The sequence below is a fragment of the Alteribacter populi genome, from assembly GCF_002352765.1.
GTDB classification, from domain to species: Bacteria; Bacillota; Bacilli; order Bacillales; family Salisediminibacteriaceae; genus Alteribacter; species Alteribacter populi.
Map to the genome: position 1 here is coordinate 3,925,436 of NZ_KZ293963.1, position 24,787 is coordinate 3,950,222.

General features: G+C 42.2%; 20 protein-coding genes. 11 read left to right on the forward strand and 9 right to left on the reverse strand.

All coding sequences use genetic code 11. The features are described 5' to 3' along the window. The first annotated feature begins 272 nt into the window (after positions 1-272). The 3 genes from CDZ94_RS18090 (at position 273) to CDZ94_RS18100 (ending at position 4,245) form a co-directional block, all read left to right on the forward strand. On the forward strand, positions 273-2,255 hold the full coding sequence (locus tag CDZ94_RS18090; RefSeq protein ID WP_096439524.1) for a bifunctional 2',3'-cyclic-nucleotide 2'-phosphodiesterase/3'-nucleotidase: 1,983 nt from the start codon (positions 273-275) through the stop codon (positions 2,253-2,255). A 241-nt stretch (positions 2,256-2,496) separates the two neighbouring features. Beyond that, complete coding sequence (locus CDZ94_RS18095) at positions 2,497-3,438, forward strand: alpha/beta hydrolase (RefSeq protein ID WP_096439526.1); 942 nt, start codon at positions 2,497-2,499, stop codon at positions 3,436-3,438. 18 nt (positions 3,439-3,456) lie between these two features. Then, positions 3,457-4,245 (forward strand): DUF4037 domain-containing protein, encoded by a 789-nt coding sequence (locus CDZ94_RS18100; RefSeq protein WP_096439528.1) that lies wholly within the window; start codon positions 3,457-3,459, stop codon positions 4,243-4,245. 495 nt (positions 4,246-4,740) lie between these two features. On the opposite strand, the gene CDZ94_RS18105 is transcribed toward CDZ94_RS18100, so the two are convergent. The 5 genes from CDZ94_RS18105 to hutU all read right to left on the reverse strand — a co-directional run bounded on the left by CDZ94_RS18105 (position 4,741) and on the right by hutU (position 11,103). Next, on the reverse strand, positions 4,741-5,469 hold the full coding sequence (locus tag CDZ94_RS18105) for a coiled-coil domain-containing protein (RefSeq protein ID WP_096439530.1): 729 nt from the start codon (positions 5,467-5,469) through the stop codon (positions 4,741-4,743). Positions 5,470-5,811: 342 nt separating this feature from the next. Beyond that, complete coding sequence (locus CDZ94_RS18110) at positions 5,812-7,083, reverse strand: YjiH family protein (RefSeq protein ID WP_232735842.1); 1,272 nt, start codon at positions 7,081-7,083, stop codon at positions 5,812-5,814. Positions 7,084-7,175: 92 nt separating this feature from the next. Next, positions 7,176-8,165, reverse strand: coding sequence for an agmatinase family protein (locus CDZ94_RS18115; RefSeq protein WP_096439534.1), 990 nt, complete (start codon positions 8,163-8,165; stop codon positions 7,176-7,178). Next, positions 8,162-9,433 (reverse strand): imidazolonepropionase, encoded by a 1,272-nt coding sequence (gene hutI, locus CDZ94_RS18120; RefSeq protein WP_096439536.1) that lies wholly within the window; start codon positions 9,431-9,433, stop codon positions 8,162-8,164. The genes CDZ94_RS18115 and hutI overlap by 4 nt, the downstream gene beginning before the upstream one ends. Before the next feature lie 2 nt (positions 9,434-9,435). Continuing rightward, entirely contained in the window at positions 9,436-11,103 is a 1,668-nt protein-coding gene (gene hutU / locus CDZ94_RS18125) for a urocanate hydratase (RefSeq protein WP_096439538.1), read from the reverse strand. 252 nt (positions 11,104-11,355) lie between these two features. Here hutU and CDZ94_RS18130 point away from each other — a divergent pair, with 252 nt between their 5' ends. Then, positions 11,356-12,297 carry a nucleoside hydrolase gene (locus CDZ94_RS18130; RefSeq protein ID WP_096439540.1) on the forward strand — a complete coding sequence of 314 codons (942 nt, stop codon included), beginning with the start codon at positions 11,356-11,358 and terminating at the stop codon, positions 12,295-12,297. Positions 12,298-12,404: 107 nt separating this feature from the next. Here the strand turns inward: CDZ94_RS18130 and CDZ94_RS18135 are convergent, their stop codons facing one another. Then, positions 12,405-12,917 (reverse strand): GNAT family N-acetyltransferase, encoded by a 513-nt coding sequence (locus CDZ94_RS18135; RefSeq protein ID WP_232735808.1) that lies wholly within the window; start codon positions 12,915-12,917, stop codon positions 12,405-12,407. A gap of 52 nt (positions 12,918-12,969) precedes the next feature. Further along, positions 12,970-14,451: a helix-turn-helix domain-containing protein gene (locus CDZ94_RS18140; RefSeq protein ID WP_198520872.1), complete on the reverse strand. Its 1,482-nt coding sequence runs from the start codon at positions 14,449-14,451 to the stop codon at positions 12,970-12,972. A 200-nt stretch (positions 14,452-14,651) separates the two neighbouring features. On the opposite strand from CDZ94_RS18140, the gene CDZ94_RS18145 reads away from it, so the two are divergent. The 5 genes from CDZ94_RS18145 to CDZ94_RS18165 all read left to right on the forward strand — a co-directional run bounded on the left by CDZ94_RS18145 (position 14,652) and on the right by CDZ94_RS18165 (position 20,009). Further along, positions 14,652-15,386 (forward strand): SIS domain-containing protein, encoded by a 735-nt coding sequence (locus CDZ94_RS18145; RefSeq protein WP_096439546.1) that lies wholly within the window; start codon positions 14,652-14,654, stop codon positions 15,384-15,386. Between the two features lie 12 nt (positions 15,387-15,398). Then, the gene (gene nagA, locus CDZ94_RS18150; protein ID WP_096439548.1) at positions 15,399-16,571 is read left to right on the forward strand and encodes an N-acetylglucosamine-6-phosphate deacetylase; all 1,173 of its coding nucleotides are present in this window, start codon (positions 15,399-15,401) and stop codon (positions 16,569-16,571) included. Between the two features lie 2 nt (positions 16,572-16,573). Further along, complete coding sequence (gene nagB, locus CDZ94_RS18155; protein ID WP_096439550.1) at positions 16,574-17,320, forward strand: glucosamine-6-phosphate deaminase; 747 nt, start codon at positions 16,574-16,576, stop codon at positions 17,318-17,320. A 186-nt stretch (positions 17,321-17,506) separates the two neighbouring features. Beyond that, positions 17,507-18,880, forward strand: a complete 1,374-nt coding sequence (nagE, locus tag CDZ94_RS18160; protein ID WP_096439552.1) for an N-acetylglucosamine-specific PTS transporter subunit IIBC — start codon at positions 17,507-17,509, stop codon at positions 18,878-18,880. Positions 18,881-19,091: 211 nt separating this feature from the next. Further along, positions 19,092-20,009 carry a DUF7916 family protein gene (locus tag CDZ94_RS18165; RefSeq protein WP_096439554.1) on the forward strand — a complete coding sequence of 306 codons (918 nt, stop codon included), beginning with the start codon at positions 19,092-19,094 and terminating at the stop codon, positions 20,007-20,009. A gap of 275 nt (positions 20,010-20,284) precedes the next feature. Here CDZ94_RS18165 and CDZ94_RS18170 read toward each other — a convergent pair whose 3' ends face one another. Continuing rightward, positions 20,285-20,659: a cytochrome-c oxidase gene (locus CDZ94_RS18170; protein ID WP_096439556.1), complete on the reverse strand. Its 375-nt coding sequence runs from the start codon at positions 20,657-20,659 to the stop codon at positions 20,285-20,287. A gap of 116 nt (positions 20,660-20,775) precedes the next feature. Next, positions 20,776-21,600, reverse strand: a complete 825-nt coding sequence (locus CDZ94_RS18175) for an aldo/keto reductase (protein WP_096439558.1) — start codon at positions 21,598-21,600, stop codon at positions 20,776-20,778. A gap of 300 nt (positions 21,601-21,900) precedes the next feature. Here CDZ94_RS18175 and hutH point away from each other — a divergent pair, with 300 nt between their 5' ends. Then, positions 21,901-23,382, forward strand: coding sequence for a histidine ammonia-lyase (hutH, locus tag CDZ94_RS18180; protein ID WP_096439560.1), 1,482 nt, complete (start codon positions 21,901-21,903; stop codon positions 23,380-23,382). A 260-nt stretch (positions 23,383-23,642) separates the two neighbouring features. Then, on the forward strand, positions 23,643-24,587 hold the full coding sequence (locus CDZ94_RS18185) for an ornithine cyclodeaminase family protein (protein ID WP_096439562.1): 945 nt from the start codon (positions 23,643-23,645) through the stop codon (positions 24,585-24,587). The last annotated feature ends 200 nt before the right edge of the window (positions 24,588-24,787 follow it).

Here is a 24,787-nt window from a genome sequence, read left to right on the forward strand (position 1 = left end):
GAAATATTGTTGGTAATTGTTCGTATAGAGTGAAAAAAACAGAGGCGGTAGGTTAGTTTGAAAACGCTCAAAAATCATCATCATAAGTAAAAAGACCTAATTATGGTGCTTCTCTTATTTGGTTAATAGAAGTGTTATAAGGAAAATATGCCCATTAATTCTCGTATTTTTGACAAAAAATAATAACTATAGTTCTGTTTGAGTTGTCAGACCTTTACGACAATTTACAAGGTTGCTATGATGAAAGCGATTACAAAAAAGGAGTGAGATTAATGGAAGGAATGCTAAAAGGCAATTGGGTAATAGGTTGTCTGATGACAGTCTTCTTGTTCGCGGTAGCAACACCGATGGTACAAGCTGATGATGCAGAAACTGAAGAAGACACCGAGAAGCTCGTCATAATGGGAACGACAGATATTCATGCTCATATGATGCCTTATGATTATATGAATAATGAAGAGGATAACACGTTTGGTTTGGCAAAAGTACATACGTTAGTTGAAGAGATTCGCAGTGAAAATGAACACACGCTCTTATTAGATAATGGGGATACCATTCAAGGGAGTATTTTTGGAGACATGTTAGCTCTAGTTGATCCTGTAGAAGCAGATGAGCCACATGCGATTATGGATGCTATGAATTTAATGGAGTACGATACAGCGACACTAGGTAATCATGAGTTCAACTTTGGACTTGATTATTTAGATGAAACGATTGCAAAAGCTGACTTTCCTTGGTTGAGCGCAAATGTTTATAACGAAGGAACGGATGAGCTACGCTACGACCCGTACTCAATGATTGAAAAAGAAATCGATGGACAAACGTTAAATGTTGGTGTGATTGGTTTTGTTCCTCCACAAATCATGACATGGGACCGGGTACACCTTGAAGGAAACATTTACGTTGAAGAAATTGTTGAATCAGCTGAAAAATACATTCCGCAAATGAAAGAAGAAGGAGCTGACCTTGTCGTTGCGGTTGCTCACTCTGGGATTAACCCAGCTGAAGATGCCAGTGAAAACGCTGCTTATCAACTGTCCCAAGTTGATGGAGTTGACGCGATGATTCTCGGTCACCAGCATAACTTGTTCCCTGGGACCGACGATTTTGCTGGTATTGACAGTGTTGATGTAGAAAATGGCACTGTAAACGGTGTTCCAACAGTTATGCCTGGTGCATGGGGAAACCACCTTGGTGTCATTGAACTAGATCTCCGTCACACAGGGGAAGCATGGGAAGTAGCTTCGTTTGATAGTGAAGCTAGAGAAACTGCTAATTATGAGCCGCACCCTAATATGGTAGAGCTCGTCCAAGAAACACACGAAGAGACCATCGAGTATGTAAACAGTCCTGTAGGGGAAGTCGAGAACGATTTGAATACGTACTTCTCTCGAGTAATGGATAATGAAGTCGTACAATTAGTAAACGATGCGCAATTGGATTATATGGAACAAAATTTCTCTGGTACAGAATATGAAGACATGCCAATGCTGTCAGCAGCTGCTCCTTTCCGAGCTGGGCGCGGCGGAGATTACACGAATGTGGAAGCAGGAGAAATTGCGATTCGTGATGTAAATGACATCTATGTTTATCCAAATACTCTACATGTTGTTAAAGTAAACGGTACTGAGCTTGACAAATGGTTAGAGCACTCTTCAGCGAATTTCTTGCAAATTGATCCAGATTCTTCTGAAGATCAATACTTAGTCAACACTGACTTTGCAAGCTACAACTTCGATACAATCGAAGGAGTCGAGTATAAAATGGATGTCACGCAACCTGTTGGTGAGCGTGTAGTTGACCTCACTTATGAAGGAGAAGAAGTAACAGAGGACCATGATTTTCTCGTTGCTACAAATAACTACCGCGCAGGCGGAGGTGGAAACCACCTTGATGACGTGGAAACTGTACTTGCTTCAACAGATGAAAACCGTGAAGTAATCATCGACTACATCCGTGATTATGAAGGGGCAGTGAACGTTGAAGTATCCAACAATTGGTCCATTGTACCATTTGAAACCGAGGCGAATGTCGTATTTGAAAGTGACCTTCGTGGGGAAGATTTGGCAGAGCAAACACCCTTTATCTCTTTTGTAGATGCGGTGAATGATACGACAGGGCTCTTCCAATTCCACCCTCAAGTTGAAGAGGAAGATGACGACTCAAACGGAAACCGTCCGCCACACGCCGGTGAACCTGGGCCACCACCACATGCGGGAGAGCCAGGACCACCACCTCATGCATACAATAATTAATCATTAGATGATGTAGGCAAGGAGTGAATGCTCCTTGCCTGTTTGTCGTTTTAGAAAATCGATTTTTGCAAACTTTTGGATGGGAAAACGGCAACGATTGCGGGCTCGAGGATATTATCGCTTTGCTTTTTATGCAGAATCGTCTCAAAGATATATGTACATCTCAAGAAAGGATATTTTTTGGTCGGAACCGAACTATAAATAGTAAAAGTGCGGTAATTGAATAAGGGAGGTTCCACTTATGAAAAGTCAGTCTCACCATTCTTTCATTGACCTTCAACATGAAGCATTTAAAGCGGTTAATAACAAAGATTTCCGAGGTTTTGGCGAATTAATCGAACTGATCGAGAACCGTTACCCTCAGAAAAAGTATAAAACGGTGATGTGGAAAATGTGTCATTTAGCTACAACCAGCAAAAAAGAACAGGCATTCAAGGCAGGGTTTAAGGGGTTGGAGGATGGATTTTGGTGGAACCCGGACGGCGTAAGAAACGAACCAGGATTGAATCCGTTGAAGGAAGACCCCCGTTTTGACGATTTTGTTCAAGCATGTGAAGAGGCTTATGAACGAGAGAAATCTGCCCATCAACCGGCTTTATGTACGATTGGAAATCCGCAAAGTTCAAAACGGCTTTTTTCTATTCATTGGCGAGGGGACAATGCCGAAGATTTCGCAGAGAATTGGGAAGAATTATCAATATTAAATAACTGGCATATCGGTTTTCCACAATCTTCACAAGCGTACGGCCACAGCAGGTTCTGTTGGGATGATCCTGCAATTGCCATACATGATTTACAGGAAGCACATGCTGCTTTCGATGAAATAAGTGTATCGGAATCTTCCCGTACAATTTTAAGTGGTGCTTCCCAAGGAGGAAAGCTTGCGATTGACCTCGCTCTTAAATGGCAGCCGTTCTCTTATCCACACTTCTTTGCTATCGTACCGTCAATCAAAGATCTAGGTTCTTATGAAGAAATGCTCAAAGAAGGTGTATCTACAAAAGTGAAAGGGTACATTGTCACCGGAGAAAAAGACCCGTTTCTTCAGCAAACTAGAGCCCTACATGAGCTTTTTCTCGACTACGATATCCCTTGTCAATTCGTGGTCATTGAAGGAATGGGTCACTATTTTCCAAAAAACTTTTCCACCATTGCAGCAGAAGCAGTGTCATTTTTGAGATAGAGGAGATTCGATTGTTAAATGAATAAACAACTAAAGCAAAAAGCAATAGACATCGCCAGGTATTATAATAAAAATAGCAACACAAAAATGATCTGGCTGGCAGGCTCAGTCTCAAGAGGCTGGGCTGATCAATTTTCAGATATAGAAATCAATGTGATCTGGGGAAAACCTCCGTCAGTAGAAGAGAGAACACAAGTTGTAAGAGATCATCATGGTGAGCTTCTTTCTCTCCATCCCTACGAGGAAGAAGAGTGGTCGGAAGCCTATGAGATTGGTGGAGTAAAATATGAGATTAGTGGATTTTTAGCTGATACTATAGAAGGCTTGTTCGAGTGTTGTTTGCAAACAGGTGAGGCAACGATTGATGAGCAGTGCATTTTAGCTTCAATACAGAATGGATCGCCATTAGTAAATGAAGTCATGTATAAGAAATGGAAGTCGCAAATTGAACCTTATCCTTTTATTTTACAGAAAACGATGATTGAAAGGTTTGGTGATCCGGGAACGCGCTGGAAAGACCGACACGTCATGCTCGCCCGACAGGATTACTTTATCCTACAGGATACCATACAAACGAGTTTAAAACGGCTTTTTTGTGTTCTCTTTGCCCTTAACGGAAGGTATATACCTCATCCAGTGTTCAAGTGGGGATTGCGTGAAATGGAGGAATCGATCCATATTAAGCCAGAAGGGATGAAAGAAAAACTAACGGTATTGCTATCCCATAAGCAAAGCTATGAGACTAAAATTTATACGTTAGAAGAATTATGGAAAGAAATAAATCAGTTAATGGAATCACTTTCATAATTCACTTGTTTAAACAAATGAATTATGAAAAAGTATTTTCTTGATTATTACTTATTGGAAAGCGAGCAGATGCACCTCCGTAGGCCTGCATCTGCTCGCTTTCCACGGACGAACCGCCGAGCCTCCTCGGGGAAAAGCGCCCTGCGGGGTCTCGGCTGGCCCGTTTTCCGCAGGAGTCTCGCAGATTCCGACCAACTACGCAGAAGATCTTTTATTATCAAGAGACCAAGAGGCCTTATACAATTCAACTAGGCTACCGCCTTCAGACTTCAGGCAATGTAAACGAGGGCAACCATATCAAAATGAACTTTTGCCCGTTCCCCTATGCTCTAGAAGGAGCTTGATCCCTTGCTCTAAGTGTCTACCATCGATGGCCAGTCAGGTACACTATAAACTTAGTTGTTTATATTTTGTAGCACGGTGCCAATACATGGCAGACTGTGGTGGAAATTAAAACGACCTGGATGTTATTTCAGATCCGGGCCGTTGTATTATTTAATCCGCTTCTTCAAAAATCACCGTAATCCCAGAAATCTCAATTTCATCCTCTTCTGAGAGAGTAAAGGTTACATCAGTCACTCCCCAATCGCCATCGCCTAAAATTTCATTAACTTCAAGCCGACCCGAGGAGCTGAAAACGATAAAGTTACCAGAGCCACTCTCCGCACTCACAGTATACCTCCCAGGAGCAATATGCTCACCCGCTATCCATTTACCCGCTCCTAACTTAGAAGTTGATGGAGGAGGAGGGTTCTTTAATTCAGATATTTCTTCATTTTTTTCCTCAATTTGTTCTTTGAGTGCTGATATTTCCTCGTCCTTTTCATCCATCACTTTAGTTTGTTTTTCTAAATCGCCTTCCAGTTTTGAAATCCGCCCCTCGGTTTTTTCTTTTTCAGAGGTGAGTTGATCCAGCTCTTCCTTAAGAACATCTACTTCGTTTTCACTAATAAATGCCTCCAACTCTTCAATTACCAACTCAAGCTTGTCAATAGAGTTGGACGACTGCTCTTTTTCGTCATCAAGATGGGCTTCAAGCTCTGCAATAGTCGTCAGCGCTGCATCCTTATTCTCTGTTTCTTTTGCAAGAGAAGCAGCCAGCTTTTCCGTTTCATTGGAAGAATTTACTGCAGAAACCATCGTTAACACAAACAACAACATTACAAAAAAAGAAACCCCTCTCCAAAACCAAAGACTTTTCCAAATCCCTTCGAAAAACTTCATTTAATCCCTCCTCCTATTTGCTAAAGAGAGCAATGATCATTGCAGCGAAAGGACTATGTAAAAAGTTTGGTCTATTTTCCTTTAGCTGGTTTATCGTCATTATATACAGACATAACCAAACTTTTTCCTAAATGCTAAAGAGAATTTTTCTACAACTTTAGTATGGGTTCTACATAGTGGGGGGATTATGTCAGAAAAAGATGGAATGTAGTCAAAGAGAGTGGGGATCTGGTCAATCAGAGAAAATCTCGTTTTCAGACAGAATCTTGTCAACTAGCGGGCAGATCCCAACCCCAACCAAAAAAAGACCCGGAGACTAATCCGGGTCATCTACCAACTTGCCTAAATCAATATATGAGCAAGCGGAATCACAATTAACAACGTAAGTACAACACGTTCAAACCAGATAATAATTAGCTTTGGAATGCTGACTGGAATCTCGGTTGATAAAATACAAGGAATGAGTGCCGAGAAAAATAAAATCGCAGATACCGATACAACTGCTACGACGAATTTCGTAATCAGCGGTGCCTCTACTACTAACAAAGCAGGCAAAAACATTTCCGAAATTGAAATCGAGGCAGCCTTTGCGGCAAGCATCGCTTCTGGAAGCTGGAACAACGATGTGAACGGGTAGAAAACGTAACCGAGAACATCGAAAACAGGTGTAAACTCAGCTAAAACCAACCCGATTAACCCTACACTCATAATCGAAGGCAGAATGCTCATCGTCATCACAAATCCATCACGAAAATTACGCCAAACATTCATACCGAGGCTAGGCGTACGGTCCACAGCTTTCATCGCTTCCTTCCAAGCAAACGCCACTCGGTTCCCCTCTATCGTTTCTTCAGGACGAGCATTTCCACCATAAAACTCCTCGCTAACCTTACTCAACGGCCAAATTCGAACCGTGATAGCGGTTACAAGGAATGTCACAAAAATTGTCGTCCAAAAATAAGTGTTCCAAATGCTCATCAAATCAAGCGTATTTGCCACCACAATCATAAACGTGACCGATACAGTCGAAAAGCCTGTCGCAATAATCGTCGCTTCTTTAACCGAATACTTCCCTTCCTTGTATACCCTGTTGGTGATCAATAATCCAATTGAGTAACTCCCCACAAAAGACGCCACCGCATCAATAGCCGAACGCCCAGGCGTTTTAAAAAGAGGACGCATCACCGGCTGCATCATCACACCAATAAACTCTAACAACCCATATCCAACAAGCAGCGCCAGAAATACCGCCCCAATCGGCACAAGAAGACCGACAGAAGCTACCAAGTTATTAAAAAGAAACGGTCCCATATCCGGATTAAACAGCCAAGCAGGACCAACATTAAACAAAAGCATCCCCGCAACAACAAGACCAAGCACCTTGAACCCTGTAAAAACCGTATTTACACGACCCTTATTCCATGATCCATTAAAAAAAGGATAAATAGCACCAAGCATAATCACACCAAAAGCATAATAAGGAACCGCATCAGTAAAGTTATTACGAATCCACGTCACGATATGATCGAGCATAATTGAGGACGTATCATTCACCGTAATCGGAATAAAAAACATAAAGACCCCAAGAGCGCTAAATAGGAAAAATTTCAGCATGTTTATCCGCGACTGATGAGACGGTGCTGTATTTAGGCTTTCCTCCCGCCTTGACTGTATCTCTGCCATTTTACTCCCCCTTATGATTTGTCTTAATTACGGGATTGCTGCTCACGTATGACCAAGCCGGTTAAAAACGACAGCATGACATGTGTCCCAGCTTTAACTGTCATTTGCGCCACGTCTTTTTCAGGATCGAGGCACACAATGTCCATGGCCCTGACCTTTGAATGCTCTCCAGCGGACAAAACGGCTTCAAATAACTCGTCTGTTCGCATCCCACCAGGCGTTGTTGCAGGAACTCCGGGAGCAAAAGCCATATCAAGAACGTCCATGTCGCACGTAAGGTAAATCAAATCGACTTTTTCCGAAAGGTTTGCTATGGCCCGTTCGACCGTTGTGACAACACCTTCCTTTCGAGCCTGTTTCAGCGTTGTATAATGAATGCCGTGGTCATCAGCATATGCCTTTAGATCAGGGGTGTTAAAAAATCCGTGGAGGCCGATGTTGTAGATATGATCTCCTTTGACGAGCCCTTGTTCAATAACGTTTCGAATGGGAGTCCCGTTTGCGGGACCTAGCTCTCGTATATCACGCAAATCAAAGTGAGTGTCGAGTTGAAGAATGCCGATGGCTTTGTCCGGTTCTGCTTCTTTTAACCCTTTAATCGTCATTGCGGTAATCGAATGGTCACCACCAATGGCAATTGGAATACTGTTAGGGTGTTTTTCGCTAATATCACATGCAGCTGAAACGATGTTTTCATGACACCTCGAAATATCTGTTACATGCTGCTCCACATCACCAAGATCGAGCACATTCAATGTATTCAAGTCCACGTCTTCGTCAAGGTTGTATGTCGTAAATCCTTTCCATGCTCGTCTACAAGCTTCGGGGAAAGCAGAAGCAGCTGATGGACTAATGGAGGAGCGGGAGAGAGGGACGCCGTAAATGACAGCGTCCGCTCGTTTCTCTTCCCCAGATCCAATTGGCCTGATCCATTCATGGACTTTTTGCGGATGTTCTTTGGACTGATTCCATATGAACGGTGGTGATTGAAGTCCTTTGTATGGATAGGTCACACGAGAACCCCCTTGTCGATGACTCGCTTTCCTTTTTTAATCACGGTATCAGTATGGTTAACTCCGTAATGATAGGAAAATTGCATATGGTTCGGCAGGTCCCAAATGACAAGGTCCGCTTGTTTGCCTGCTTCAATACTGCCAATTCGGTCACCGCGTTTAATTGCATGGGCCGCATTAATTGTAGCTGCAACAATCGCTTCAGCCGGGGTCATCCCCATTGTTAAGCTGGCGAGGTTAAGCATAAATGGCATAGACGTACTCGGTGATGAACCGGGATTGCGGTCAGTGGAGAGGGCAACGGGTACGCCAGCATCAATCGCTTTTCTGCCATCAGCGGATTCAGTCATGAGGAAAAATGCTGTTCCTGGAAGAAGAACGGCAACGACACCTTTGTCAGCCATCATTTCGAGACCTTGATCGGACACTTTTAATAAATGGTCTGCTGAAACAGCGCCAACTTCAGCGGCAATTTCTGCACCGCCATAAGGTTCGATTTCATCGGCGTGGATTTTCGGTGTTAGATCATATTCACGCCCCGCCTCGAGAATGCGCTTGGATTGCTCTGGAGTGTAGACGCCGCGCTCACAAAAGACATCATTAAATTCAGCAAGACCAAGCTCCGCTGTTTTTGGGATCATTTCATTAATGACGATATCGACAAAACGGTCCGGGTTTTCTTTATATTCTTGCGGAATGACGTGAGCGCCCATAAATGTACTGACAATATCGATCACGTGATCTTGATCGAGTGTTTTAGCTACTTCCATTTGTCGCTTTTCAACATCCCAATCCATACCGTAGCCGCTTTTTGCTTCTACGGTCGTTACCCCATGCTTAAGAAAGGAATCGAGACGAGGGTAGCTCTCTTTATACAGCTGCTCGGTTGATGCTTCACGTGTGGCACGGGTTGTCGCATGAATGCCACCGCCTTTTTCCATAATGTCCATATACTTTGCCCCTTGAAGTCGCATGTTGTATTCGTTTTCGCGACTTCCAGCGAAGACAAGGTGGGTGTGGGGATCAACAAGTCCAGGTGCTACGACCCTTCCACTTGCATCAATGACTTCAGCTTCACCTATTTGGTCGGCATATTTCTGTTCAAGCTCTTTCGTTGTGCCAACGTCTACAATCGTGTCATTTTCAACCCACACTGCTCCGTCTTCGATAATATGAAGCTCGTTCATCGCTTCTTTAATAGCCGGTTTTTCTGAGTGTCCTCTAACAGTTAACAGTTCGTTGGCGTTTTTGATAAATAAACGTGTCATTGTTATTCTCCTTTATTCTTTAACATTGGAATATGAATGTCTTTTTCTTTCGCTGTTTCAATCGCTTTGTCATAGCCTGCGTCCACATGGCGCGCTACCCCCATCCCAGGGTCGGAAGTAAGGACTCGCTCGAGACGTTTTTCTGCTTCCTTTGTACCATCAGCAACAATGACCATCCCCGCGTGAAGTGAGTAACCCATGCCAACACCGCCTCCGTGATGAACGGAGACCCAGCTCGCGCCCCCAACACTATTAATAAGCGCATTTAAAATCGGCCAATCTGCAACAGCATCACTGCCATCCTTCATTGCTTCGGTTTCACGGTTAGGAGAAGCGACGGATCCTGAATCGAGATGGTCACGACCGATCACGATCGGTGCTTTAATTTCCCCTTTTGCCACGAGATCATTGATGATTTTTCCAAAGCGGGCGCGCTCTTCGTAGCCGAGCCAGCAAATTCGTGAAGGAAGACCTTGGAACTGAATTTTTTCCTGTGCCATTTTAATCCAATTACAGAGATGTTCATTATCAGCAAATTCTTTTAAAATCACTTCATCAGTCTTATAAATGTCTTCAGGGTCGCCGGAAAGAGCTACCCAGCGGAAAGGTCCTTTTCCTTCACAAAACTGTGGACGAATGTAGGCAGGGACGAACCCAGGGAAATCAAAGGCATTTTCTACACCTTCATCAAATGCTACTTGGCGGATGTTATTCCCGTAATCAAAAGTTATCGCGCCTTGTTGTTGCATCTCTAGCATCGCGTGAACATGATTTGCCATACTAGCTTTGGACTCCTTTGTATACTGATCCGGCGCTACTGTTCGTTGTTTCAAAGCTTCTGTTAATGAGAGTCCTTCCGGCACATAACCATTGAGAGGGTCGTGAGCGGACGTTTGATCGGTTAACACGTCAGGGATGAACCCTTCAGCAATCATTTTTGGTAAAAGTTCAGCGGCGTTTCCTAAAAGCCCAATAGAAAGAGGTTCACCTAAACTTTTTGCTTGTTTTGCTAAATGAACGGCTTCTTCTAATGAATCAGTAGACTTGTCTAAGTACCGTGTCTCGATTCGTTTTTGAATACGCGTCTCATCGACATCAATGGCAATACATACACCATCGTTCATTGTGACTGCAAGCGGCTGGGCACCACCCATACCGCCTAGTCCTGCAGTAAGGGTAATCGTTCCTTTTAAAGAGCCGTTAAAGTGTTGTTTAGCAAGCTCTCCGAATGTTTCATAAGTTCCTTGAACGATTCCTTGACTGCCAATGTAAATCCAGCTTCCCGCCGTCATTTGCCCGTACATCATCAGCCCTTTTGCATCGAGTTCATTGTAATGCTCCCAGTTGGCCCAAGCAGGCACTAAATTTGAATTGGCGATCAACACTCGAGGCGCATCTTCATGAGATGGAAAAACAGCCACTGGTTTTCCTGACTGCACGAGTAAAGTCTCGTTACTTTCAAGAGTTTTTAACGTATCAACGATCGCATCAAACGACTCCCAGTTGCGAGCAGCCTTTCCGATTCCTCCGTAAACAACGAGATCTTCAGGGCGTTCTGCCACTTCAGGGTCTAAGTTATTTGAAAGCATGCGGAGTGCCGCTTCTTGAATCCATCCCTTCGTTTCTAATTCTGTTCCGTGTTTACTTTTAATTGTACGTACTTTTTCCATTTCTTCACCTTCCCAAATGTTTTGATAGTTTAAGTATAAGAATCTACTGAGTGTGAAAATAGACAAATGATGTTGGAATTTTCGCATAAATAAAAGTGTAAAGAACCCACCAAGTTAGCACAGTAGCATTTATATTAGGTCATAGAAAAAATATTGGGTGCCTGACCCCCGGTACTGCACCGCGGTGCAGTACCGGGGGTCAGGCACCGAAAATTCAAACAAACATAAAACTATATTGGGAGGGGAGATAACATGCTGAAGGTGTTATTGTTTGCTGATCCAGGTATTGATGATTCAATGGCCATTATGTATGCTTTGCTGCACCCGGAAATCGAAGTGGTGGGAATTGTGACTGGATACGGGAATGTCGATCAGGAGCAGGCGACAGATAATGTGGCATACTTGCTTTCTCTGGCAGAGGTTGAGGATGTTCCATTGTTTTCAGGTGCAAGATACCCTCTTTCTGGTGAGATCGCCAGGTTTTATCCGGAGATTCATGGTGAAGAAGGGTTAGGGCCGATCGAACCACCAGTTGAGGTTGAGGGAGAGTTGTTGAATTTTACTGATATATTTGATCTGATTGATGAATATGAAAATGAACTAACGATCATTGATGTAGGACGCCTCACTTCTCTTGCCATGGCGTTTATTTTAGGCGGAGAAGAAATGGAAAAAGTAAAAGAGATCTTTGTTATGGGCGGTGCTTTTTTAATACCAGGGAATGCGACTCCGCTTGCAGAAGCTAACTTTTATGGAGATCCGATTGCCGCAAATTTAATCATGGAGCGAGCAGAAAACTTAACGATCATCCCGTTAAATGTATCGCAATATGCTATTGTGACTGATGAAATGATCGCGGACATTACAAAAGAAGACTACAACTCGTTTACTTTTCTCATTGAACCTATTTTTGATTTCTATTCTGAAGCTTATGAAGAGTTGGTTCCAGGACTTAACGGTGCCCCATTTCATGATGTGCTCACGGTTGTTGCTTCTGTAAATCCTGAAATGTTTGATTTCATCGAAAAGGTAGTTTCGGTTTCTACTGATCCAGAAACAAGAGGCCAAAGTATTGCCGACTTTCGACCGGATGAAAATGAAGAGGAGCCTGCCAACATAAGGATTGCTATGGATTTTGTTTATGACGACTTTGCTGATAGTTTTCGAGAGGTTATGAAAATACGAAAGGAATAGCGGATTGAGGGGATCATGAGCGCATTCTAGGAACAAGGTTGCCCTGTAAAATGCGCCTCAATGGTTAAGATCTACGCCTCCCTTTCAAAATCTACCTAAACCAACGATCATACCATCCAACATAATGCAACTTCTTCTAATATTTTTCCACCAATTTCCTCTGATTTTCGTCCGATTGGCTTACCACCTATATGGGTGTAAAAGTCAACAGCCGGATTATCTTCCAACACCCAAACCATGACAGAGTGATAATCTCTTTCGCGGAGAAACGCTGTAAACTGATCATTTAACTTTTTACCAACACCTTGTTTTTGCACCTTTTGCAAAATATAAATGGCATACAGCTCGGCGTCATGGTTAGGGAAAGCATCTTTCTCCCGATTTTCACCACCGGTTAAAAATCCGACAATCTTTCCATTTGAGTCTTCCGCTACCAAAATTATTTTATCCGTTGTTATTTCAGGTGAGAATGCTCCTTTCCACATTTTTTCCTGTTTTTCATACGTGCGACTTTCTAATACGGAATTAGGGATGATACCTTTATAGGTTTCCTTCCAGCTATCGACGTGCACGCGAGCAATACCTGTTGCATCTGAAAGCTTTCCTTTACGAATTATCAAGGCAATCATTCCTCTACATAAGTTTATTTTCAGTACTATAAAAATACAAAGTTTATAAGACGCGCGTATTTTCACGAAACTGTTTAGGCGTGGTTCCTTTATGTTCTTTAAAGGTACGGCTGAAATAGTTACTCGTTTGAAAACCGCAGACAGCTGCGATTTCTTTGATCGTCATGGATGTTTCCAAAAGAAGTTTTTCCGCTTCTCTCAGGCGAATCTTTGTTAATAGAGGACGAAAACCAAACCCTTTTTGCTTATTTAACAAATGACTAAAGTAAGAAGGGTTACGTTCAATCGCTTCCGCTACTTTTAACAGTGTCAAATCAGGATCCCAGTAATGAGATTCAATATAGAGGACCCCCTTTTCAACTGCATCCATACTGCCTTGCTGGCGATTTTTTTTCACATTTTCCAGGATAGATTGAATAAACAAGTAAAGGTCTTGAACGATACGGTACAAATTTGTACTGTAAATAATATTTTCAAAGAGATTTTGGTAACTTGCTTCTGTCTCACCGTGATCCAAGTAATACGTACGCATATACCTTCTTATTTGAGCTAAAATACTCGTTAACCTTGTTCGAATGATACTAGGCTCAGGATAGGGAGGTTGGATATGCAAGAGATGTTCGTAAAGCCAATCTTTTATCCGCTTGTTTTCACCGTGATTTAACATATCAATCCATTCCCGCTGTTCTTCAGAGGTGAGGAAGGGATCAATTTTTTCCCACTTGATCGCCTCTGTAAAGGTAAAGACTTGCTGGTAGCCTTTGTAAAAGGTCAGATGCAGCATGTTTTTCGTTTCCTGATATAGCTGCTGAACCGACATTTCACTAGATGAGCCTTCGTTCACGACCGCGGCAATGGGAGAAAAATACTGATTATGCCAAAATTGAAGAAGTTTATTCGTTTCTGCTGTAGCGTTGAAGCTGGCTTTTTCACTAAAACAAATGACAAAAGAACTCAATGTAAAGATTTGTACTTGAGCAGGAAACGAATAGCTCCGAATAAAGGTTGCAAGTTCTTGGAGTTGCTCTTCGTTTTCTGGTTGAAAGGCCATAACGTCGAAAGCGTGTTGAACCTCTTTCTTTTTTATAAACAAATCTTTATATGTGAGAATCTCTTTATCAGATGTGTCTGTTTTCAAATTATCATTCGCTCCCCCTTCACGCAGCGCAAAGGAAAGCAGACTTTGCAGACGGGCGGGGGAATGAGGTTTGATTAATAAATCTATTGCCTGAATTTTTAAGGCATTCATCGCTTTTTCATATGTCGCTTCAGCTGATGTCGCAATCACTTTCATTCCAGGAGAGGAAAGGATTCTAGAATAAACGGCTTGATAACAATGATGATCGAGCATATCGAGTTCAAGAATGAGAATGTCAGGAAGTGATTGATCAAGAGTTTGTAGCAAGCTGTCACTTGAATGAACGAGAGTAATCAAATCCACTTCACTTGAAGAGCGCTCAACAAACCAGCGAATTCCTTTACATTCTTCTTTATCCCGATCGGAAATGAGTAAAGAAGTTGTCAAAGTCATAACCTCCTAAATGGCAGGGTAGTATAAATTTCGAGTTTGATCGAGCTATTTCCTTCATTTAAAAATAATTTCTTTTAAGGTGGTATAGACAACTTTACAACCTTGGTGTTATGATAAAGTTAGATAACAGCGTTTTCATAAATTGGAACAACAAGAGCATGATAATAGTAGAGGCATTCGAGGAGGAACCCGTCATGATCCGTAACTATATCGAAGAAATCCAAGAGAGGTTAACAAACCTATTAGAAAATCAGCGCTCACAATTTGAAGAAGCAGTGGATGCTATAACACAGGCCATTGAAAAGGGTGGCGTCATTCATTTGTTTGGAGCTGGTCATTCTCATCTGTTAGGCGAAGAACTTTTTTATCGTGCTGGAGGTCTCGTTCCCGTTAACCCAATATTAGAAGAAAGCTTAATGCTTCATGAAGGAGCTGTCCGCTCATCAGAGCTTGAAAGGAAGAGAGGCTATGCAAGGACGTTCATAGAAGAAGAAGATATTCGAGATACGGACGTTGTCATTGTCTCTTCAACTTCCGGTCGCAACCCGGTTCCGATTGATGTGGCTCTCTACGCCAGAGAACAGGGTGCTTTTACCATTGGACTAACATCGGTAGCTTTTTCAAAAAGTCAGCCCTCTCGTCATGAAAGTGGCATAAGGCTGCTGGATGCAGTCGACCTTACTTTTGACAATTTAAGTGTAGAAGGGGACGCGGTTCTTCGCCATGACCAAGTGGACGTTCCATTTGGACCTACCTCTTCTGTAGTGGGGATTACGATCTTAAACGCTATTTTTGCTGACGTTATCACGAATTTAGCTGAAAAAGGACATACACCGCCTGTTTTCTTAAGTGGAAATGTTGATGGCGCTGATGACCATAATCAGAAACTTATTAATCAATATAAAAATAGAATTCCGAGATTAGGTTAAAGGATGAGCGTGATGAAAAAAGTTTTATATAAAGGTTGTACGTTATATGCCAAAGAGGAAACGATCCAAGATCCGGTTGTAGAAGTTGAAAACCAACGATTCGTTTCTGTTCGTCAGAGCGATGGTTTAACAGAAGAGGATTGGGAAGTTATCGAGTTTCCAAAGGGGACTTTAATTGTCCCCGGTTTTATTGACATTCACATACATGGTGCTTATATAGCAGATGTGATGGATGCTAAAAAATCTACGTTTCCAACAATGGTTCGCCATCTTCCAAAAGAAGGGACGACGGCATTCTTAGCGACAACAATTACACAAGAGGTGGCTGAAAAACAGAAAGCACTCGAAAACGTTGCTGCTTATATGGAGGCGCCAAGTGAAGCAGGAGCTGAGCTTTTAGGTGTTCATTTAGAAGGTCCATTTATTTCAGCAAAAAGAGCTGGAGCACAGCCGTTAGAACACATTTATAAACCAGATGTTACTGTATTCCAACAGTTTGAAAAGGCAGCAAATAATCAAATTAAATTAGTCACTTTAGCACCTGAGGAAGGAATGGAATTGGTAGACTACTTACACTCGAAGAATATTATTCCGTCTATCGGTCATTCCGATGCACTTCATGCTCAAGTGATAGAAGCGATCGATCACGGGGTTTGTCATGCCACGCATCTTTTTAACGGGATGCGCGGGATTCATCATCGTGATTCAGGTGTTGCAGGAAGCGTGTTTTTATACGATGAACTTAAAGCGGAACTGGTCGTAGATGGCATACACGTTTCACCTGAAATGGTCAAGATGACCTACAAAAACAAAGGGGAAGATGGGATCATTTTAATTACGGATGCGATGCGTGCCAAAGGATTAGGTGACGGGACTTATGACTTAGGCGGGCAAGATGTTACTGTCAAAGGAGAACGTGCTGAGCTTTCTAACGGGACGCTTGCAGGAAGTGTCTTAAAAATGAATGAAGCCGTCCGTAATATGGTTCAGTTCAGTGGCTGTTCTTTATATGAGGCTGTGAAAATGGCCAGTTTAAATCCAGCAAAACAGCTCGGAATTGACGATCGAAAAGGGAGCATTGAAGTAGGAAAAGACGCTGACTTCACGATTTTGAATGAGAACTTTGAAATTTTTGAAACCTACTGTAAAGGTCAATCTGTTTATTCAAACAGCGAGGAGGAATAGGATTGAATATTATATCTGTGAAAAATTATCAAGAAATGAGCAAAGTGGCAGCTGAAATGCTGATTGAAAAGCTTTCCGCTACTGGTGTGAATGTCATGGGGTTAGCGACAGGTGGTACACCTGAGGGCATGTACAAACAGCTCGTGAAGCTAGCAAGTGAACGAAACTTTTCATTTAAAGATATTCATACCGTCAACTTAGATGAATATGTAGGACTTTCTGACGAGCATCCGAACAGCTACCACACGTATATGCGAAACCATTTGTTTGATCACATCGATATTCCTGACGCGAATACTCATTTACCAAATGGACTCGCAGAAAACCTTGATGGTGAATGTGAAAGATATGAAAAAATGATCACAGACCTTGAGCAAGTAAATATTCAGCTTCTAGGTATTGGAGCGAATGGTCATATCGGATTTAATGAACCAGGGACTTCCTTTAACTCTAAAACGCAAGTTGTCCAATTAGCGGAATCAACACGCGAAGCCAACGCCCGCTTTTTTGAAAATGAAGCAGAGGTTCCAACCCATGCGATTACGATGGGGATTCAGACGATTATGGAAAGTAAAGAAATTGTCTTGCTTGCTTCTGGATCAAGTAAAGCTGAAGCTCTTTATGAGCTCATTTGTGGTAAGCAAGTTACTGAAAAAGTACCTGCAACTGTTTTGCAGCGTCATCCAAACTTAACGGTTATTGCCGATGAAGAAGCCCTTCATTTAGTAAACAGTGTACAACATTCTTAATCCGTACTTTAGGTCATCGTAAAAACGATTGACCTCCCTTTCTGGGTGATGTGTAACCGTTAACAATGGATTGTTGAGAGGAGGAATGGTTGTCTAGAACACTGAATATGAATGTTAGAGTCGGTCGGTTTTATTATCTTTTATAAAGAAATACGCACTTAAAACTATGATTAGGGAGATGAAAAAATGTTAGGTTTTTTACAACGAATCGGTAAAGCACTCATGCTTCCGATCGCTGTGTTACCTGCTGCAGGGCTTTTACTTCGTTTAGGACAGGAAGACCTTTTAAATATTCCATTCATGGCAGCCGCAGGGGATGCAGTGTTTGCAAATTTACCATTACTTTTTGCAATTGGTGTTGCGATTGGTTTGGCGAAAGATAACAACGGTGCAGCCGGACTAGCCGGTGCCATTGGGTTCTTCATATTAAATGAGGGAGCCCAGACGATTAACCCGGACATTGACATGTCATTTTTAGGTGGTCTTATTATAGGTGTCGTTGCAGGTCTCTTATATAACCGCTACCATGATATTCAATTGCCTGACTGGTTAGGCTTCTTTAGTGGAAGGCGATTTGTACCGATTATCACGGCACTTGTTACAATTTTACTTGCATTTATTGCCGGTTATGCTTGGCCACCAGTTCAAGCAGGTATTGATGCACTAGGTCAAGGGATTATTGATTTAGGCGCTGCTGGTGCCGGGGTTTATGGGTTCTTAAACCGACTTCTCATCCCAGTAGGTCTTCATCATGTATTAAATAGCTTTGTTTGGTTTGAATTTGGTTCATTTAACGGCGCTACAGGTGACCTACACCGTTTCTTTGCTGGAGATCCAACAGCAGGTGTTTACATGGGAGGATTTTTCCCTATTATGATGTTTGGTCTGCCAGCAGCGTGTCTTGCGATGATCTTGGCTGCAAAACGTCATCGTCGTAAAGCAACAGCAGGTATGCTTGGTGGCTTGGCGCTAACTTCCTTCTTAACAGGGATTACTGAACCGATCGAATTCTCGTTCATGTTCTTATCTCCACTATTATACGGAGTACACGCGGTTCTTACTGCAACATCTATGTTTGTTGTTAACACCTTAGGCATTTTGCACGGTTTCACCTTCTCAGCTGGTGCATTCGACTTCTTCTTAAACTTTGGTATTGCAACGCAACCACTGTTATTAGCGATCATTGGTTTGATCTATGCAGCCATTTACTTCGTCGTTTTCTATTTCTTAATTGTAAAATTAGGCTTGAAGACGCCGGGGCGTGAAGATGATGACGAGGACGAGGAATTGGCTACTCAGGAAGGCCATTCAAAGGATGATAAGTACGAAGCTCGTTCTGAGTCATATATCGAGGCATTAGGCGGAAAAGAAAACATTGCTCAGCTCGATAACTGTGTCACTCGTTTACGTTTGAAAATGGATGATATGAGTAAAGTTGACGAAGCGGCGCTCAAAAAAGCAGGAGCTCGCGGTGTTATGAAACTAAACAGTACAGATTTACAAGTGATTGTTGGCACTGACGTTGAATTTTTAGCAAGTGCTATGAAAAAGAAACTTTAAGTTTAAAAAAGAAGCTGTGACCCATGTGGATTACAGCTTCTTCTTTTACTAGATACCATCTCGCCGGTCTTCTCAAGGGAAAACATCCTTGAGACTTAAAAGTATGCGGCAGAGTGTCGCTATTTGTTTTTTTAGTTGAAAAAAACTCTCAAACAACAACAACTTTCCGAAAAACAGCCTTTTAATAAAAGTAGAAAGGGTGGACGCAATAGTGAAGCGCTTATTGGATTGCCGTGCATCAGATTTTGAAAAGATGACAAGTAAAGGTTTTAAGCAAGCTATTCTTGCCTCTGAAGGACGGACGGTTGTAGCAGAAGTGGTCGCACCCGCGCCTCCGTTATTTAATCAAGTAACCAATGGTGAGCTTGTTGCAAGCTTTGGAGCCGATATTATTTTGCTAAATCTATTTGATGTCTTTGAACCGGTTGTAGCTGGACTTGAAGATGTGGACTCTTTTGAGGTCGTTCGTGAGTTGAAAAAACTTACTGGGCGTCCAATTGGCATTAATTTAGAGCCAGTAGATACTGGAAGTCGTTCATTAGAAGAATTAGAGGAAATTAGTAAAGGGCGAATTGCTTCCAAGGAAACAATCACAAAGGTCAAAGAGCTCGGCTTTGATTTTGTGTGTTTGACGGGGAATCCAAAGACTGGCGTGACAAACAGTGAAATTGTAAAAGCTGTAGGTCATGTTAAAGAGCAGCATGGCAGCGATCTTCTAGTCATGGCGGGAAAAATGCATAGTTCAGGCGTTGCAGGTGAAGAGGGAGGAAAAATCTATTCAAAAGATACACTCACTCAGCTCGTTGAAGCGGGAGCTGATGTCATTTTGCTTCCATCACCAGGGACTGTCCCAGGGGTGTCAATCGAGCAAACGCAAAAAGATGCAGCATGGGTGAGAGAAAAGGGAGCCCTCTCGATGCTAGCGATCGGTACTTCACAAGAAGGCGCTGACGGAGGAACGATTCGTCAAATCGCACTTCAAAATAAAATGGTAGGTGCAGACATTCATCATATCGGTGATGCAGGCTATACAGGAGTAGCCGTACCTGAGAATATCATGACGTTAAGTGTAGCGATCCGCGGCAGAAGACACACGTACGTAAGAATGGCCGCATCGATCAGAAGATAAATTTAGCATCTCAAGCCGAGTGATGAGTTCACTCGGTTTGTGTTTTTTTAGAGGTAATGTCTTGTTAAAGAGCAGATTGGTGGGGGAAAACCGGACGTGTGGGAGTTTGATTGTATCCACATGCTAAAAAGACCAGATCTAGGCGTTGGGTGACCAGAAAAATAGGGAGTAAGACTAGACCAAATGCCGAAAGACCAGAAAACTACCGTCGTTGACTAGATCGTCAGTCCCCTCAGCTTCCGGCAACTCCACTTCAGTTTTATAGGGCATTGATTCTAATAAACCCTCGTCCTCACATTTTTTAGAACATTTATAACAAATATAAATATGCTTAGTGATACTAGTATCGTGCCAAAAGGAACGAGCGGGGAAAACGCTTCATAGCCGAGGATGACGAAGAACAGGCTCACCATCATGACGGGAAGACCAATGGTATGGGCCCAAAAGTGAAAGGCAGCAAGCCGGTTTTCACCAGCACGTGGAAAAAGGTGATAGATGATTCCTGCTAAAGCAAATGAAACCCATCCGAGTAAATTAATGTGCGTATGAACGCCTCTTAACGAGTAGTCATGTGCCATTGACATATACAAGCCGAGAGCAACACCAACCGCAAAATATATGACAGCTACCTTTAAAAAACGAACTCCCATCTCTTTGCCTCCTCGTAAGACTTAGTTGTCACCTTTCATTCTATGCTTAAGGAAGGGAAGATAGTGTAAGGTCTTAAAATCAACAAAACCAGCGAGATATCCCCCGCTGGTTTCCGTTATCTTTTGTTCATCTCTTTTGGTTCAGGACCTTTTCTTTCGCCTCGGTCTAGTTCATCCATATGCTTCATTTCTTCTGCAGTTAATTCAAAGTCAAATACATCAAAGTTTTCTTTAATTCGAGATGGTGTGACGGATTTCGGAATGACAATGGAATCGTTTTGCAGGTGCCAGCGAATGATCACTTGAGCTGGTGTTTTTTCGTGCGCTTTCGCGATTTGCTGTACTGTTTTATTTCCTAACACGTCTCCCCCTTGCATGAGTGGGCTCCACGCTTCCACATAAATATCGTGCTCTTTACAAAACGTTTTTAGGTCGTTTTGTGAGAGGTATGGATGACATTCGACTTGATTTAACACTGGCTTTACATCACATTCATCAAGTAAACGCTGAAGGTGATCGATATCAAAGTTGCACACACCAATAGCTTTCACTTTTCCATCTTTATAAAGCTTTTCCATTGCTTTATATGTATCTACATACTCATCAAATTCAGGTGTCGGCCAGTGGATGAGGTATAAGTCTACGTAGTCGATGCCGAGTTTTTCCAAGCTTTCGTCAAAGGCTTTTAATGTGTTGTCATAGCCTTGATCTGAGTTCCATACTTTTGTTGTAATAAATAGTTCTTCACGTGGAAGGTCCGTTTTGCGAAGAGCCTCTCCAACTCCACGTTCATTTTTATAAATGGCAGCAGTGTCAATGGAACGATAACCGACTTCTAAGGCATTGAGTACAGCGGTAACGGCTTGGTCTTCTTCGACTTGCCATACGCCAAAGCCAAGTTGTGGCATCTTAAGTTCGTTATTTAATGTTACGTGTTTCATATGACATTCTCCCCTCATATCTAGAATTCACGATTTAGTATAGCATAACTTATTGAAGAACACTCGGTTGAAGTGAAGTTTTTATTGAATGTTCAGAATAATGTTTGGCATAATAGGCTTGATTAGATATAATGGAAAAGAAAGAATCTCTAAAAGTGGTGATGCCCCATGCTAGGGCTAATAAGGTTTGAAAATTGCATTCAAATAATCGAGAGGCAAGGACGAAAAATCTGACCGGATTTTTTGTTCCTTGTCTCTTTTTAATGCTTTATTTCGGTGCTATAAGAAAGGTGGAAAATTGTGATGATTTTAACAGGAGAAAATTTAACATTAGAAGATTTTGACCGAGTAGTTAACAGAAATGAGAAGGTGAAGGCTTCAGAAGAGGCAGTAGAAAGAGTAGCAAAAGGTCGAAAAGCGGTTGATACGATCGTTGATAATGGGAAAACGATTTATGGCATTAATACTGGGTTTGGAAAATTTAGTGACGTAAGCATTGAGAAAGAAGATGTGCTTCTTTTGCAAAAAAACCTGATACACTCTCATGCGTGCGGAGTTGGAGATCCCTTTTCCGATAAAGTGTCGAGAGGAATGTTGTTACTTAGGGTCAATACGATGCTAAAAGGATATTCGGGAGTGCGAATCGAGGTGGTCGATCAGATCATTGGATTTATTAATGCATCGATACATCCGGTTATTCCTCAGCAAGGATCCCTTGGTGCAAGTGGGGATCTGGCTCCATTAGCTCATCTAGCATTAGCGCTTCTTGGAGAAGGAGATGTAGTATATGAAGGAGACAAAATAGCTGCTCAAGATGCGTTAGCACGTGCCGGATTGATCCCTCTTACGCTTCATGCAAAGGAAGGGCTCGCACTTATCAATGGAACACAAGCGATGACATCAGTTGGTGCTCTTGCTTATTTAGAAGCAGAAAGATTAGCTAATCAAGCCAACCTTATCTCGGCGATGACTTTGGAAGGACTTCGGGGGATTATCGATGCATTTGATGAAGATATTCACAAAGCAAGAGGCCATGAAGAACAAATCACGGTTGCAAAAAAAATTGTAGAGCATTTAGCTGACAGTAAATTGGTGACAAAGCAAGGAGAGTTGCGTGTACAAGATGCCTATTCACTTAGGTGTATACCTCAAGTCCATGGTGCAAGTTTTGAAGCGTTAGCGTATGTTAAAAAACAGCTTGAAATCGAAATGAATGCGGCTACTGATAATCCACTTCTTTTTGAAGATGGTGGAAAGGTACTTAGCGGTGGTAATTTCCATGGTCAGCCGATTGCATTAGCGATGGACTTTATGAGTATTGCACTTGCAGAGGTGGCTAATATTTCAGAGCGAAGAATTGAAAGGCTGGTAAATCCTCAGTTAAATGACTTACCTGCATTCCTAAGTCCTCGACCTGGGCTTGAGTCAGGAGCAATGATTATGCAATACGTAGCTGCTTCTCTTGTATCAGAAAATAAAACGCTGGCTCACCCATCAAGTGTTGACTCGATTCCGTCATCTGCTAACCAGGAAGACCACGTAAGTATGGGAACGACCGGTGCTCGCCATGCAGATCAAATTGTCAAGAATGCCCGAAAAGTGGTTGCCATCGAAGCGGTCTGTGCGATGCAAGCCGTTGAATACCGAGGGGTTGAAAAAATGGCGACAGTAACGAGAGAGTTTTACGACTTAGCAAGGAAAGTGGTTCCATCCATTACAGAAGATCGTGTGTTTTCAAAAGATATGGAAGCGATGGACGAGTGGCTCCAGAAATATGAATAGATCATGAAAAGCTCGGTTTGAACCGAGCTTTTCATTTTTTATAAGATGACAGCTACCTTCACGCCTTTCGCAAATGAGGAGGCTAAATCGTTGCCTGCGGAAAGCGAAGCCATGGAAGCGGGATCCTTTGTATGTGAGTTCTAGAGTTATTCAGCAATCCCAAGGTAAATGATGGATTTAATTCTGCACTCTGCTACAATAGTGAACCAATAAAGAAAACTTTCTTCGAATGATTTATAAAAAAATGGAGGTCTTTTACGATGCAACTGCTAGACAGTAAAAAAATTCATGATTTGATTTCAATGAATGACGTGATAAAAGCCATTGAGGATTTTTATTTAAAGGGTGATCAATCCAGTGTGAATGTGCCAGAGCGTATGCACGAAGAAGACGGAGAGAACACGATTTTACTAATGCCTTCATTTTTTGAAGAGTACTACGGTACGAAGCTAGTGGGGGTGGCGCCAAATAATCCATCAATAGGGAAATCTACGATTAATGCTCTTATGATTTTAAATGATCGCAGAACGATGGAACCGTTAGTGATGATGGATGCTCAGGAAATTACAGCTCTTCGTACAGGTGCTCTCGGCGGAATCAGCATGAAGTATTTAGCAGATGAAGAAGCGTCAACTGTTGGGATTATTGGCACAGGCGTACAAGGATTCAGTCACTTACAAGCGGCATGTGCCGTCCGTCCAATAAAACGAGTCTTTCTTTACAGCCGGAACGTAGACAATGTGAATCGCTATATTGAAAAAGTAAATCGAGTATTTCCGAAGCTGGAAGTAGAATACGTAGAGGCGGCGGAAGTTATGAAAAAATCAGACATTATTGTAACAGCAACGAGCTCGAAAACATCTGTTTTACCTAAAGTACCTAAGGAAGAATTAAATGGAAAACATATTGTCGGCTGCGGTTCATTTCGACCGTTCATGCAGGAAATTCCAGACTATATCTTTGAACGAGTCGACGAGGTGTATGTCGATACACGAACAGCTTTAAAGGAATCAGGTGATCTGATCCGGGCTCAGGAATTGGGGATTAAAAAGAAGAATACCATCACATTAGAAGATTTAATTTTAAACCAGAGTCAATTTCAAGCAAAAAAAAATACGTTTACTGTTTTTAAATCAGTAGGGATGGCGATCTATGACCTTGTAACTGCAATTTTGATTTATCAAAAGCTGAAAGAAGAGGCGTGAACAAAAAAGAAAGGTGAGCAGCGCTTGATAGCACTATTAATAGGAATAAAAAGCGTTTAAACGTAAAACGGTTCGATCTAGTTTTAGACACCGGTTCTAGGATGCGCAAAATTGGCTGTAAAAGCAAATATAAATAAACGAGCCTAGCTAAGTGGTTTCTTTAAGCTAGGTTGGTTTAAGTGTCTCCAACTGAGTAAAAA

Coding starts and splice junctions, on each gene's coding strand:
- CDZ94_RS18100 (WP_096439528.1), top strand. CDS start 3,457: ATGAATAAACAACTAAAGCAAAAAGCAATAGACATCGCCAGGTATTAT.
- CDZ94_RS18170 (WP_096439556.1), bottom strand. CDS start 20,659: ATGGGAGTTCGTTTTTTAAAGGTAGCTGTCATATATTTTGCGGTTGGT.
- CDZ94_RS18110 (WP_232735842.1), bottom strand. CDS start 7,083: ATGCTGAAATTTTTCCTATTTAGCGCTCTTGGGGTCTTTATGTTTTTT.
- nagE (WP_096439552.1), top strand. CDS start 17,507: ATGTTAGGTTTTTTACAACGAATCGGTAAAGCACTCATGCTTCCGATC.
- CDZ94_RS18175 (WP_096439558.1), bottom strand. CDS start 21,600: ATGAAACACGTAACATTAAATAACGAACTTAAGATGCCACAACTTGGC.
- CDZ94_RS18105 (WP_096439530.1), bottom strand. CDS start 5,469: ATGAAGTTTTTCGAAGGGATTTGGAAAAGTCTTTGGTTTTGGAGAGGG.
- nagA (WP_096439548.1), top strand. CDS start 15,399: ATGAAAAAAGTTTTATATAAAGGTTGTACGTTATATGCCAAAGAGGAA.
- CDZ94_RS18095 (WP_096439526.1), top strand. CDS start 2,497: ATGAAAAGTCAGTCTCACCATTCTTTCATTGACCTTCAACATGAAGCA.
- CDZ94_RS18145 (WP_096439546.1), top strand. CDS start 14,652: ATGATCCGTAACTATATCGAAGAAATCCAAGAGAGGTTAACAAACCTA.
- CDZ94_RS18130 (WP_096439540.1), top strand. CDS start 11,356: ATGCTGAAGGTGTTATTGTTTGCTGATCCAGGTATTGATGATTCAATG.
- CDZ94_RS18185 (WP_096439562.1), top strand. CDS start 23,643: ATGCAACTGCTAGACAGTAAAAAAATTCATGATTTGATTTCAATGAAT.
- hutU (WP_096439538.1), bottom strand. CDS start 11,103: ATGGAAAAAGTACGTACAATTAAAAGTAAACACGGAACAGAATTAGAA.
- CDZ94_RS18090 (WP_096439524.1), top strand. CDS start 273: ATGGAAGGAATGCTAAAAGGCAATTGGGTAATAGGTTGTCTGATGACA.
- hutI (WP_096439536.1), bottom strand. CDS start 9,433: ATGACACGTTTATTTATCAAAAACGCCAACGAACTGTTAACTGTTAGA.